General features: G+C 43.0%; 12 protein-coding genes. All 12 read right to left on the reverse strand.

All coding sequences use genetic code 11. The features are described 5' to 3' along the window. Positions 1-358: 358 nt before the first annotated feature. Complete coding sequence (locus ADH51_RS00010) at positions 359-1,003, reverse strand: response regulator transcription factor (RefSeq protein WP_002884791.1); 645 nt, start codon at positions 1,001-1,003, stop codon at positions 359-361. Continuing rightward, entirely contained in the window at positions 993-2,003 is a 1,011-nt protein-coding gene (locus ADH51_RS00015; protein ID WP_013990239.1) for a sensor histidine kinase, read from the reverse strand. Before ADH51_RS00015 ends, ADH51_RS00010 begins: the two co-directional genes overlap by 11 nt. Further along, a complete protein-coding gene (gene liaF, locus ADH51_RS00020; protein WP_048673682.1) occupies positions 2,000-2,698 on the reverse strand; it encodes a cell wall-active antibiotics response protein LiaF in 699 nt (232 codons plus the stop codon). The genes ADH51_RS00015 and liaF overlap by 4 nt, the downstream gene beginning before the upstream one ends. A 163-nt stretch (positions 2,699-2,861) precedes the next feature. Beyond that, positions 2,862-3,620 (reverse strand): potassium channel family protein, encoded by a 759-nt coding sequence (locus ADH51_RS00025; RefSeq protein ID WP_048673684.1) that lies wholly within the window; start codon positions 3,618-3,620, stop codon positions 2,862-2,864. 147 nt (positions 3,621-3,767) lie between these two features. Beyond that, on the reverse strand, positions 3,768-5,642 hold the full coding sequence (gene pknB / locus ADH51_RS00030; protein ID WP_048673686.1) for a Stk1 family PASTA domain-containing Ser/Thr kinase: 1,875 nt from the start codon (positions 5,640-5,642) through the stop codon (positions 3,768-3,770). After that, positions 5,642-6,379 (reverse strand): Stp1/IreP family PP2C-type Ser/Thr phosphatase, encoded by a 738-nt coding sequence (locus ADH51_RS00035; RefSeq protein WP_037604753.1) that lies wholly within the window; start codon positions 6,377-6,379, stop codon positions 5,642-5,644. Before ADH51_RS00035 ends, pknB begins: the two co-directional genes overlap by 1 nt. Positions 6,380-6,422: 43 nt before the next feature. Beyond that, entirely contained in the window at positions 6,423-7,745 is a 1,323-nt protein-coding gene (gene rsmB / locus ADH51_RS00040) for a 16S rRNA (cytosine(967)-C(5))-methyltransferase RsmB (RefSeq protein ID WP_048673845.1), read from the reverse strand. Next, on the reverse strand, positions 7,735-8,670 hold the full coding sequence (gene fmt, locus ADH51_RS00045; RefSeq protein WP_048673688.1) for a methionyl-tRNA formyltransferase: 936 nt from the start codon (positions 8,668-8,670) through the stop codon (positions 7,735-7,737). The genes rsmB and fmt overlap by 11 nt, the downstream gene beginning before the upstream one ends. Positions 8,671-8,687: 17 nt before the next feature. Further along, positions 8,688-11,084 carry a primosomal protein N' gene (locus tag ADH51_RS00050; RefSeq protein ID WP_048673690.1) on the reverse strand — a complete coding sequence of 799 codons (2,397 nt, stop codon included), beginning with the start codon at positions 11,082-11,084 and terminating at the stop codon, positions 8,688-8,690. Between the two features lie 142 nt (positions 11,085-11,226). Then, positions 11,227-11,541, reverse strand: coding sequence for a DNA-directed RNA polymerase subunit omega (rpoZ, locus tag ADH51_RS00055; protein WP_013990232.1), 315 nt, complete (start codon positions 11,539-11,541; stop codon positions 11,227-11,229). A 21-nt stretch (positions 11,542-11,562) separates the two neighbouring features. Then, a complete protein-coding gene (gene gmk, locus ADH51_RS00060) occupies positions 11,563-12,192 on the reverse strand; it encodes a guanylate kinase (protein ID WP_002884259.1) in 630 nt (209 codons plus the stop codon). Between the two features lie 232 nt (positions 12,193-12,424). Further along, entirely contained in the window at positions 12,425-13,774 is a 1,350-nt protein-coding gene (gene ftsY / locus ADH51_RS00065) for a signal recognition particle-docking protein FtsY (protein WP_048673692.1), read from the reverse strand. Positions 13,775-13,783 lie beyond the last annotated feature (9 nt).

Genomic DNA, 13,783 nt, shown 5'->3' on the forward strand with positions numbered 1-13,783 from the left:
TCGAACCAACGCATGAGGGAGTCAAAGTCCCTTGCCTTACCGCTTGGCTATACCCCAAAAGACTCTTATTATTCTACATAAAAACTAGTAGGCTGTCAACACTTTTTTAAACTTTTTTCAAAAAAAGCAACCGGAAGTACCGATTGCTAGGAGTTAGGAGATTTCATCATCTAAGCGAACTTAGATAGATGATATGAGGTCGCTTCAACCTCATATGAAAAAAGAAAAGTTTTAGGATGGTTTAATTATATGTTTTGCTAGAAATAAAGTCAAAAAATTTGACTCACAAAATCCGACTTAGGGTTAAGAGTTATGAAAACCCTCTCTAGCCCCTAGATAACAAGATTAGTTGATAACTTTATTCATCATCCTGCGAAACCAAATGATGTCTGAAGGCATAAACGACAGCCTGAGTACGGTCATCTACATTTAGTTTTCCAAGGATATTAGACACGTGAGTTTTAACGGTTTTCAATGAGATGAACAGTTCGTTAGCAATAGTTTGATTGTCATAGCCCTTAGCCAAAAGCGCCAAGATATCACGTTCACGCGCTGTCAAGTCATCATGGAGGTCGGGATGACTATCGTGGTATTTAATCTTATTGTCCACCTCAGTTTCGATGGCTTCTTCCCCACGGTAGACCTTACGAATACTATTAAGAATCTCTGCCGCACTGCTGGTTTTAAGCATATAGCCTTTCGCACCAGCTTCAATGACTGGATAGATTTTTTCATTGTCCAAATAGCTAGTCAAAACCAAAATCTTGGCTTCAGGCCATTCTTTGAGCAATTCCAAAGTCGCTTGAACCCCATCCAACTCAGGCATAACAAGGTCCATAACAACCACATCAGGACGCAGTTCCAAGGCAAGATCGACACCCTCTCGACCATTGCCTGCCTCTCCAACGACCTCTACATCTCCTTGGAGATTCAAGAAACTCTTAAGGCCCAAACGGACCATCTCATGGTCATCGACCAAAATCACATTAATCTTATTCGACATTGTCTTCTCCTCTTAATATCGGTACACGAACATCGATTGACGTTCCCTTACCTTTAGCAGATAGGAACTGTACAGTTCCTGCCATTTCATCGACACGCTCTTGGATATTTTTCAGGCCATAACTCATCTCGTCAGTCGAAGCATTTAAGTCATAACCAACACCATTATCCAACATTTTCAATTGAATTTCCTGACTATTTTGATAGAGGTAAACCTCTATCTGGCTAGCCTTGGCGTGTTTAAGGGTATTAGAGATAAACTCTTGGGCAATCCTAAAGAGATTATTTTCAATACGCTTGGGCACTTTCTTAACCATATCCTTGTAGACGACATGGATATTGGATTTATCGGTTAATTCCTTAAGAATCATCTGCAAACCTTCTTGCAAGGTCTTGTTCTCAAGCTCTGTCGGACGAAGATGCAAAAGCAAAACACGCATATCATTTTGAGCGTCCGTCAGCATGGCCTCAACCGCCTGGATCTGATTATGCAAATCTTCCTTACTTAGCTGGTCCGCCATCTGAGATACACCAGATAGGATCATACTAGCCGCAAAAAGCTCCTGACTAACGGTATCGTGAAGGTCACGAGCAATACGACCTCTCTCCTTCTTGATAATATCACGACTTTGTAGAGCTTGGGCATTCTCAGTTTTCTGCAAGTCCTTAGTCAATTTACGCATCTTATGAGACAGGCGCATCATATTCTTGTCTAACTCAATATCTCCCTGACGTTTGACTGGTTGATTATTGATAATGCGGCGCAAATCCTGATTGACTGAACGCATACTGTTATCATTGGCAATTGCCCAGAGAATATAAAGCAAAATGAGCAAACTCAGAACCACAAAAACCATGTTAAAAAGGAAGTGGAAGGCCTGAGACAGATTGCCGAAAACCAGTGAAAAGTTGAGGTTAAAGCTATCCATCACTACAAGGGTAACACCAACCAAAACTACAACCGAATAAATCAGGATTAAAAATAGGTACTGTTTCTTCATTTGCGACGTACCTCCACTGGTCCAGCTCCCACATTGAGAATCAATTTAACCGTCCGATGGGCATGCTCATACTCTGCCCCCTGCAAGGTCAAGCTTTCATAACGGAGATCGTATTCATCTTCATTAAAGAAGGTGACAGAGCTATAGATTGCCGATATGTTGAGTTTAACGGAAACATCAATTGGTACCAAGATAGTCGTCGGTCCATAGAGTTTCTGCAAAATCACGACATTATCTCGCCCCGAGATGATAACCTGGGTCAAATCAATCACATCTGTCCCAAAGAAACGGATGATATTGATATCATCAAAGTCATAACGATCACTGACAGGTTCCATTCGAGTCCCAATCCACTGGTTTCGCACAGCCCTAGGCTCCAAATTATCTTCTTTGAATTGGATGAGGGCGTAGCGATTCTTTTTCTTAACCTGTGAAAAATGGTTTATCATAACATAAGCCACACCCACTAGAATAGCAAGCACCACATAGATATTCCACATGGAAACCAGAAAGAGTGAAATCAAACAGATGGTCAAGACAAAGTCACTCTTGGACTCCTTGTTAAAGAAGCGAACAGCCAACAAGGTCAAGACCAGTATGAAAATGAAACTGGTAATATCATTATTAAAGATGGTGATCAGGCCCAAAGTCAAAAGCAGGGCTTCCACCACTAAGAAAAAATTAAATTTGGTCATAAGGACCTCTCAAATAAAAGTATACAGGGTTCATTCTATCAAATTTTAAGGCAATTGACAAAAAGACCCAGTTTGAGCACCGACTAAGCAAGATAGAAAAGGGGCAGCAGAATTCAAAAAAAGTGCCTCCATTATAGGAAACACTGTCTTTCATTCAAAAATCTTAATCGTCAGTTTTATCCATTTTGCTATTCATGAGTTGGACCGTCGTTCTGATTTCCTCCAGAATGACACGTTGCTCAGCCAGTTCCTTCTCAATCTCAGCTAATTTCCGTTCAGTCTGACGACCTGACCGCACAAAAATATTATTGAGAGAGCTAGTTAACAACCCCAGAGTGGCAATCCCACTAAACATAAGAACAACCGCAACGGCCTTACCTACCAATGTTCGAGGAACGATATCGCCATAACCTACCGTAGTAACTGTTGCTACAGACCACCAAATAGCATCTATAAAATTATGGTGCTCTACTCTAGCAATAATAGCACTACTGATAAGGATGATAATGCTATTAACCGAAAGCAGAAAATAAAAGCCATTTCTGCGATTAATGCGATTGGAAATGTGCTTGAGCTTACTACTCAAACCAATTAAGCGAGAGAGTTTGGCCAAACGAGCAAAGCGTCCCACCCTTGAAAAACGGAGGAAGGTAAAGACTTCATTGTAGGGAATAATAGCCAACAAGTCTAATACATGCGTTTTAACAAAAATTCGCTTACGAGGTGCCAGGGAGAAACGAATCGCATAATCAATGGCAAAGATGAGCGTTATAGACTGATCTATCACTCTGAAAGGTCGCCTTCCAATTGAAATTAATCCAACCAAATCAAAGATAACCAAGCCAATGGAAATCAGGGCCAGGACCGTCATGACGATATCGTAGGTAATGATATACCTTCTCAGTTTTCTACGGTTTCTCATAGCGTCTCTCCTATATGTGATGTCTTCATTATAAAAAAATCTCTGACCCCTGGCAAGCAGGCTTTTTAAGCTATCGACAAGAAGTCTAGATAACAAAAAAGAGAGGTGAAATAACCTCTCTTTTTTTGTTATCTTAGTTATTTAAAACTACTGTAGCTCTGTGTGAGTAGCCTCTGTCGAGGTTTCAGTGCTTGAAGTTGTACTGTCAGTACTTGAGCTCGTCGATGACGAATGTGTCGTACTGCTTGAGCTTGACTGTAGACTTGAACTTGCTGTTGCAACCGAAACATAGAGAATCACTGTACCATCAACGCTTGTACCAGCTTGTGGATCTTGATAAAGGACCTCTGTACTGCTAGGAACCTTATCCTTATCTAACTTGGCACCGGTATTATAGTCGTGGTACTCGATGTTGCTACTTGAGATACTCTTACGATTCAAGGTTTGAACCGCTGTTGAAACCGTCAAACCAGTCACATCAGGCATGGTAACTGTCTTAGGAGTTGCCACACGGAACTTAATCTTGGCCTTACTATCCTTAGGATTGAAAGACTTGTTTTTCCCTGGACTTTGAGATAGGATTTCTCCCTCTTCAGCACTGTCGTCTTCGACATGCTGAATATCAATTTGGTCCTCAGAAACGCCATAATTCGAAGTTAAGTCCTCAATGGCATCCTTATAGTTTTTACCTTTGTAGTCTTTCAAAGCGAAACCTTTACTACCAGAAGAAACATAGACATCAATACTTGATCCTTCTTTTCGTGTAGTTCCAGCTGTAGGATCAGTCTTGATGACCTTGCCTGTATCGACAGAGTCATCTTCCACTTCCTTAACGTCTCCTACCTTAAATCCAGCACCCTCAATGTTAGTCTGAGCTGTGGACAACTCTTGGCCGACCACATTAGGCACCTGGACATTATCAGGATTGGTAAATACCAAATAGGCAAAGATGATAATACCAATAAAGACAAGTCCTAGGAAAACCTTGAGTAAGGTTGAGAAGAAATTCTTCTTCTTTTTCTTCTTAGCTGGTGTCGTTTTCTTCCTCGGTTGTTTACTTGGAGCAGGTGTAGGCTCTGATGGCTCAGCAGCAACGGCCTTTTTCTCAAGGCTTGCTGATGGAACTGGATCAACCTTCGGTAAGGTCTTGGTATCCGTCATATCATCAAAGACTACCTTGGCATCGTGTCGATGACTAGGATGCAAACTCGTTACCAAGTCACGGCTCATTTCCAAAGTACTATTATAACGATTCTCTAGTTTTTTGGCTGTTGCTCGAATTACCACGTTTTCCAAGGCTTGGGGAACGTTACGGTTCTCTGCCAAAATCGATGGGAGTGGCTTTTGGAAATGTTGGAGTGCAATGGTTACCGCACTATCGCCATCGTAAGGAATATGACCTGTTAACATTTCAAAAAGCATAATACCCATAGCATAGATGTCGCTTTGGATAGTTGCTTTCGATCCACGAGCCTGCTCTGGTGAGAGGTAGTGGACAGACCCCAACATAGAGTTAGTTTGAGTTAGACTAGTCTCTGCAAAGGCAACCGCAATTCCGAAGTCTGTAACCTTGGCTGTACCGTCCTTAGTTAAAAGAACGTTTTGTGGCTTAAGGTCACGGTGGATAATGCCCTTTTGATGGGCAAGAGTCATGGCGGAAAGAACCTCCCCCATGATACGCACAACATCTTGGTTAGAAAGTGGCGCATGGTCTTGAATATATTTCTTCAAGTCCGAACCATCTACATACTCCATCACCAAAAACTGCTGGCCGTCTTCTTCGCCAATATCTCGGATAGCAACGATATTAGGATGACTGAGTTCTGCCATGGCACGCGCTTCACGCTGGAAACGCGCCACAGCCACCTGATCCGTTTGGTAATTGGTACGTAGCACCTTAATAGCTACTCTTTCATTATCCAGAATCAGGTCGTTAGCCAGATAAACATCCGCCATACCACCACGCCCGATAGACTTAAGGATTCGATAACGTCCAGCAAACAATTTGCCAACTTGGATCATTATCCTTCCTCACTTTCTATTTTGATGAGAGCAACGGTAATATTATCATGACCACCAGCCTCATTGGCTGCAGCTACCAAACGACTCGTTTTTTCTTCGACGAAACCAGGGCTGTTGACAATATGAACAATCTGTTCAACTGAAATCATATTGGTCAAACCATCTGAATTAGCCAAAATATAGTCTCCTGGTTCCAATTGTTGGACACCAAGGTCAGCCTCAATCGGAGCAGCTTGCCCAATAGATTGCGTAATGATATTACGTTGTGGGTGAACCGCTGCTTCTTCTTCAGTCAACTGACCAGCCTTGATAAGAGCATTGACCAAAGAGTGGTCGTTCGTCAATTGCTTATACTCACCATTACGGATAAGGGCAATACGTGAATCCCCGACATGGGCGAAAATCACAGCATTATCAACAAAGGCAAGAACCTCGATAGTTGTTCCCATTCCCTTATATTCTTCGTTTTGGCCAAGTTCATAGATTTTACGATTTTCTGCATCAATGGCAGCAATCATCCAATCACGAATTTGACTCAACTCACGAAAATCAGTGTTAATCCAATCACGACCAAGGTCAGTCACTGACATCTCACTGGCAATATTTCCAGCACGGTGTCCACCCATTCCATCTGCAACAACGACAAGGGTAACACCAGCTTGGTTGACAAATTTATTAACAAAATCTTGGTTGTTTGACCGTTTTTGGCCAATGTCCGTTAATAATGATATTTCCATAGTTTTCTTTCTGACTTGCGTCAGCATTTCCTCCTCTGTAACCCTAAGCTTTTTTACGCAACTGTGCGATGAAAAAACCATCAGTTAGATACTGTTCGGGGGTAATTGCCAAACAGCCATTGACCACGATGTCTTTACATGGATGGTCTAAGGCAACTTGCTCAAAATCAGGATGGCTCTCAAGAAAGGCTTGAATCACCTCTTGATTTTCTTCTGCTATGATGGTGCAAGTACTATATGTTATTATACCACCTTTTCGTAGGGTTTGACAAACGCTGGATAGGATATCCAACTGCACAGCCTTAAGAGACTCAAAGTCTTGGAGGTCCTTGTTATATTTGATATCAGGTTTCCGACGAATGAGGCCAATCCCTGAACAAGGAGCATCCACTAAAATCTTGTCAAAACTATCAGCCGGAAAGACTTGATGTACCTGACTAGCATCCAGTTTCTGTGTCTTAACCTTATCAGCTAGGCCAAGACGTTGGGCATTTTCTTCGATGAGGGCAAGCTTATGATCATAGAGGTCAAGCGCCGTCACATGTCCACTCGTCAAATAAGAGGCCATATGTACCGTCTTACCACCAGGTGCCGCACAGGCATCCAGGATTTCTTCCTCGCCTTGAATCCCTAAAGTTGGCGCAACCAGTTGACTGGTCTCATCCTGAATGGTCAACAAGCCCTCTTTAAAATAATCTGTTCCAGCAAAGTAACCGGAAGACTTAACAAGCCCGACTGGTGATAGGACTGAACGCTCAGCCCCAGTGGCCTCCTCTATCTCTTCCAAACGTGACGCATCCGTTACACGCACACTAGCCTTATTTCTCACAAAGAGGCTTTGGAAAATAGCAAGGGCACGGTCTTCCCCGTACTGGTCGATAAGTTTTTTAACCAACCATACAGGTAGAGAATACTGAACGGAATAGCGTTTATTGACACGTTTAATCTGGCTTGGATCTGGCAAAGGCTGGCTAGATAGTTTACGAAGAACCGCATTTACCAGCTTCTCAGCACCCTTTTTATTGCCACGATTTTTAGCAATAGAAACGGCATCATTAACCACCGCATGGGCTGGAATCTTATCTAAATAGGCCAACTGATAGAGGCTCAAAAGCAATAAGTCATAGACCCAAGGTTCAAGCTTGTCACGGTCCTCGATGACATGGGCTAGGACCCACTCCAACGTAATCTTACGAGCTACGGTCCCATAGACAATTTCCGTCACCAAGGCCTTGTCCTTATCTGTCAGATGCGACTTGCTCAGATGGGCATTGAGAGCAATATTTGAGTAAGCTCCTTCCTGGAAGACTTCTTCTAAGACTTCAAGTGCCTGTCCACGGGATGTTTTTTTCCAATCATTGGCCAAATGCATCACCTACTTCAAGATTGCGTCCGACCCCATTAAGGAAATCAGCAATAGCCATACGGGGTTTTCCTGCAGGCTGAACTGTCTTAAGTGAAATGGCTCCTTGACCAGTCGCAACTACCAAACTCTTCTTGGTCTTTTCAATGATATGACCAGCCTGTCCTTGACCTTCTACCAAGTCCGCTTCATAAATTTTGAAACGTTTGCTGTCAAGCAAGGTATGTGCCACAGGCCATGGGTACATACCACGGATTTGATTGAAGATGTCACGAGCCGATTTATTCCAATCAAGACGCTCCTCTTCTGGACTAATATTTGGCGAAAACGTTACCTGACTGGCATCTTGAGGAACAGGTTTGATTTCGCCAGCAAAATAGGCAGGCAAGGTCTCAAGCAAAAGGTCACGACCCAAGACGGCCAATTTTTCAAACATGGTACCAACATTATCCTCGTCAAGAATTGGCAAGGCCTTTTGGCTAACCATGTCACCAGCGTCCATCTCCTTGACCATTTCCATAATTGTCACACCTGCTTCTGCATCCCCATTGATAATGGCATAATGAATAGGTGCCCCACCACGGTATTTTGGCAAGAGAGAAGCGTGGACATTCACCGCAAAATCCATGCTATTAAGCAACTTGCTTGGTAAAAATTGTCCATAAGCTGCAGTAACAATCCCATCAGCACCAAGCGCCATCAATTGCGTCATTTCTTCTGACCCTGCCAATTTTTCCGGTTGATAAATTGGCAAGTCATGCGCCAAGGCTACTTCCTTGACCGGTGTCATGCGGATTTCTTTTTTACGGCCGACAGCACGGTCTGGTTGCGTCACCACAGCGACAATATCATAATGCTCATCGGTCAAAAGTCCTTCCAGCACTGTCGCTGAAAAGGCAGGCGTTCCCATAAATACTAATTTTGTCATATTCTTCCTTTTCTAGATTAGGTAAAATTCTGAGGTTCGTGATCAATAATCAAACGCAGGTCCTTGTTCTCAGGCTCCTGAGTCATGTCAAGGACCCTATTAAGCGTTTCTTCCAAGTTATCCTCAAAACGGTATTTGATAATAATCTGATAGTGATAAAGGTTATGTGTTCGGGCAATTGGCTTAGGTGTAGGCCCTAGGAAGGTCACCTTGTCTGACAGGTGCTCTCTTAAATAAGCCATAACCTCATAGCTCTTCCGAACCACAAACTCTTCATCCTTGTGAGAAAGCGTAATCCCTACCGTATAGAAATAAGGGGGATAGGCCAACTGACGTCGAATCCCCATTTCATAGGCGTAGAAACCTTCATAATCCTGTTGCTGTGCAAACCGAATGGCATAATGACTAGGATTATAGGTTTGAATAATAACTTCCCCTTCCTTGTCAGCACGACCAGCACGACCAGCCACCTGAGTCAAGAGTTGGAAGGTACGCTCAGCTGAACGAAAATCTGGTAAATTTAGCGACGTATCTGCATTCAAGACCCCTACCAAGGTAACATTTGGAAAATCCAAGCCCTTGGCAATCATCTGAGTTCCAAGCAAAATGTCGGCCTTACCACTTCCAAAGGCCTCCAAGAGTTTCTCGTGAGCCCCTTTCTTACGTGTCGTATCAACATCCATACGAATCACTTTGGCTTCTGGCAAAAGTTCCGTCAATTGGTCATAAGCCTTCTGTGTCCCAGTCCCATAATAGCGAATCTGACGACTCTGACAGTTAGGGCAGACATGTGGTATTGCTTTTTGAAAATCACAATAGTGGCAATTCATGGTCTTAGTATCCATGTGCAAGGTCAATGAAATATCACAGTTGGGACAATCATCCACATAGCCACAGTCACGACACATGACAAAAGAGGAATAGCCACGACGGTTCAACATTAGCACAACTTGTTCCTTACGTGCCAAACGTTCTCGGATTTTCTCTAAGAGAGGTGGCGTAAAATCACTCGCCTCTTGACGGCCCACAAAGTCCTTAAAGTCCACCACTTCCACCTGAGGAATTTTGGCATTAGGATTAGCCCTCTGAGTCAACTCAAGAAAATGGTAAACCCCTTTCTGAGCTCTCGCCCGTGTCTCAATAGAGGGTGTTGCTGAACCAAGAACAAGCACGGCTCCATGACTCTTAGCCCTAAGCAAGGCCACATCTCTAGCATGGTAGCGAGGATTAGACTCCTGCTTATAAGTAGCCTCATGTTCCTCATCGATAATGATAGCTCCGATATTGTCCAAGGGAGCAAAGATAGCCGAACGTGCTCCTACCACAACCTTGGCCTGGCCAGATCTAACCTTACGCCACTCGTCAAATTTCTCACCGTCTGACAAGCCTGAATGCATAATCGCCACCAAGTCCCCAAAACGCGAAATGAAACGATTGGTCATTTGGGGTGTCAAGGAAATCTCTGGTACCAAGACAATAGCCGTTTTCCCCATAGCCAAGGTCCTCTCGATAAGATGCAGATAGACCTCTGTCTTACCTGATCCCGTTACCCCTTCCAATAAGAATGGTTTGCCACCTTGGCCGATTTGGCGCGTCATTTCTTCAACCGCATGCGCCTGTTGAACATTAAGCTCAAGAAAATCCGTCTTCTCTACCTTTTCAAAGTAGCTGTCGGCACGATTGACCTCAACTTCAGTGATGACCAAGGCACCAGCTTCGATGAAAAACTTAACCACATCTCGTGAAAAAAGCTTGTGGAGGTCTGCCAACTTCCCTGCCTCACTCTTCTCTAACAAGAAGTCACGCATCTCCAAACGTCTCTTAGCCCGTTGTGAAATTGCCAAAGTCTCGAGAGTGCCCTTTTGAACACTATAGTGCTTCTCAGTCTTAATGTTCTGCTTATCCTTAGCAAGGTAATCAACCGTTACACGCCCAGACTGGACCAGACGAGGAATGGCTTGACGCTGCTCCTCTGACAACTGCGAGAAAAGAACATGATCCTGCCCCTGAAGAAAAGTCTGTTTATCTTCTTCACCTAGTTTATCAGTCGCCATGATAACCTTATCGTACTGAGAATTAAGGAGACCAGGTAGCATTGATTTCAAGATAGAAATCTTATAGGAAAAGACCGTATGTCGCATCTGATCAGCCAAGTCCAGTTGATCCTGATTAAGGACTGGCTCATAATCTAAAAGCTCAGCAATAGGTTTTAATTCAGGAAAGTCTCTTAAATCCTCCTGCTCCTCGAAGCCAATAACAAAGCCTTGCAATAGACGATTTCCTTTACCAAAAGGCACATGCACTCGCATACCAATGGCAATTTGACCTTGCATAGCTTCAGGGATAAGGTAACTATAAGGCCTGTCCGTCTGCATCAGAGGAACGTCTACAATAATTTGTGCTACTAAAACCATAAATTTCCTCCTGTCACTTCCTTAAGACCAGTATCTTTCAAGCTCAAGAAAAGCTGAGTTCTTGATTATCATCATAAAGAAGGAAGCTGAGACACTATGCCTCAGCTCCCCTCTCCTCATAAACCAAAGCATGACTTTGATTTTAGATTTTATCGCCTTCTTCTTTTTCTTTAGCGATTTGTTCTTTGATTTTACGTTCTTCTTCCTCAGCAGCAAGACGTGCTTGGATCACTTTCAAACGTGCTAATTCACGTTTAGATTCTGGATCTGGGTGAATAGTCACATTTCCAGTTTCAATTTCTTCAAGGGCTTGAAGGGTTGGTTTTACTGACGTAAACTCTTGAGTTGGTTCAGCACCAGCAGCCAATTCATGGGCACGTTTGGCTTGCAAAATAACCAATGAATATTTTGAAGGCACTTTATCCAAAAGTTTGTCAATAGAGGGTTTCAACATCATAATTCTATACCTATTTCTAATTTATTTGTCTGATAATTTCTTTTCTGAAATCATATTACGATAGCGGCCAATCACACGGTCAACGCGGAAGTGTTCTGCTTCAATAACACGTTTAACACGCTCAGCAGCTAGAGGCACTTCGTCATTAACAATGGCATAATCGTATTCGCTCATAAGAGCAATTTCTTCACGCGCACGCTCGATACGTTGAGCAATAACTTCCTCAGAATCTGTCCCACGACCAACCAAACGTTCTTGAAGCTCGTTTAAATCCGGTGGTGTCAAAAAGATGAAGACAGCATCTGGGACCTTTTTCTTAACCTGAAGGGCACCTTGAACCTCGATTTCAAGGAAAACATCAATACCTTTATCCAAGGTTTCATTGACATAAGTCAAAGGTGTTCCGTAGTAGTTACCTACATACTCAGCATATTCCAACATTTGACCATTACGAATAAGCTCTTCAAATTCCTCACGTGAACGGAAGAAATAATCCTTCCCATCAACTTCACCAGGACGCTGGGCACGTGTGGTCATTGACACTGAGTATTCAAATTTATGGTCAGGTGTTGAAAAAATTTCCTGACGAACAGTTCCTTTTCCGACACCAGAAGGTCCTGAAAAAACAATCAAAAGTCCACGTTCAGACATGTCTTCTCCTTAAACTAAGATTAAAAATCTTCTTATAACTCACCGTAAAAACAGGAACTAGGAGTTTCTTTCCACGGCTTAGGGGTTGTTCAGTGATTAAGTTACAGCTCACTTTTCAAAGCATGCGTTTTTCCTTACTATTTTACCAATAAAAGTGACTTTTTTCAAGGTGAGGACACCATTAAAAAGAGTGAATCCCTTTTCCCAGTACTCACTCTTTTTAAACACTCTTTTAAACCAAACCAGTCAAGAGACCTTGCATGAATTCTTCTGAATGGAACTCACCAATATCATCAATTTTCTCACCAAAACCAATTAACTTCACTGGAATATCCAACTCTTGGCGAATGGCTAGAACCACACCACCCTTGGCACTACCGTCCAACTTAGTCAAGACAAGGCCTGTAAGAGGTGTGATTTTTGAAAATTCCTTAGCCTGACTAAGGGCATTTTGACCTGTTGATGCATCCAAGGCCAAGAGGGTTTCATGAGGTGCTTCTGGAACCACACGTTTGATAATACGACCAATCTTTTCAAGCTCTGCCATAAGGTTGTCTTTATTTTGCAAACGACCCGCAGTATCAATCATAAGGACATCAACTCCTTCAGCAAGAGCCTTTTCCATACCGTCAAAGACCACTGAAGCTGGGTCAGCCTTCTCAGCACCAGTCACTACTGGCACATCAACACGACGTCCCCACTCAACCAACTGAGCGACAGCTCCCGCACGGAAGGTATCAGCAGCTACCAACATAACTTTTTTGCCTTCTTGTTTGTATTTATGCGCCAACTTACCGATAGACGTTGTCTTACCAACCCCGTTGACACCAACGAAAAGCATGACTGTCAAACCATCTTGGAAATTAATCTGCTCCTTGTAGACATCATCCTTCTCGTAGATGTCCACAAGTTTTTCGATAATCAAGCGTTGCAAATCTTCAGTCTTTTTGACATTTTCAAGGCGGGCTTCATAGCGCAAGTCTTCCGTTAATTGCGTTGCAACATTAACCCCAACATCGGAAAGAATCAGCATTTCTTCCAATTCTTCGAAGAACTCCTCATCAACTCGACGGAAATTCGCAAAGAATTCATTCAAGCGGGCAGCAAACCCTGTACGTGTCTTCTTAAGGGTACGATTATATTTCTCTTGTTCTGTTTCAGTTTTTGAGGCCTGAACTTCTTCAGGTTTTTCCTCAACTTTACGGGTTTGAACAGCCTCAAAAGTAACCGTTTCACCTTTTTCTGCAGCAGCAGCTACCTGAGCCTTTTTAGCATAGTAATCAGCCATGACATCTGCGAAGTGGTTATCCACAGCGACTTGGCTTTCTTCTGACTCTGATACGCCCTCTGCTTCACTTTCTTCTGTCACTGTAGATTCGCTTTCTTCAACAGATTCTGTAGACGAAATCTCTTCTACTTGATTCTCTGACTCACTGAGCTGTTCAGTTTGGCTTTCACTTGTCCCTTCACTTGTTGACAAGTCTTGATTATCAAGAGCCTCAGCTTCTGAAATCCCCTGATTTGCTACAGTTTCCTGTGACTGGTTTTCCTCTTGTCCAAATAATCGATCAAATAGACCCATTTGGTTCTC

Origin of the sequence: Streptococcus sp. 449_SSPC, from assembly GCF_001073005.1 — a bacterium.
GTDB lineage: Bacteria > Bacillota > Bacilli > Lactobacillales > Streptococcaceae > Streptococcus > Streptococcus salivarius_F.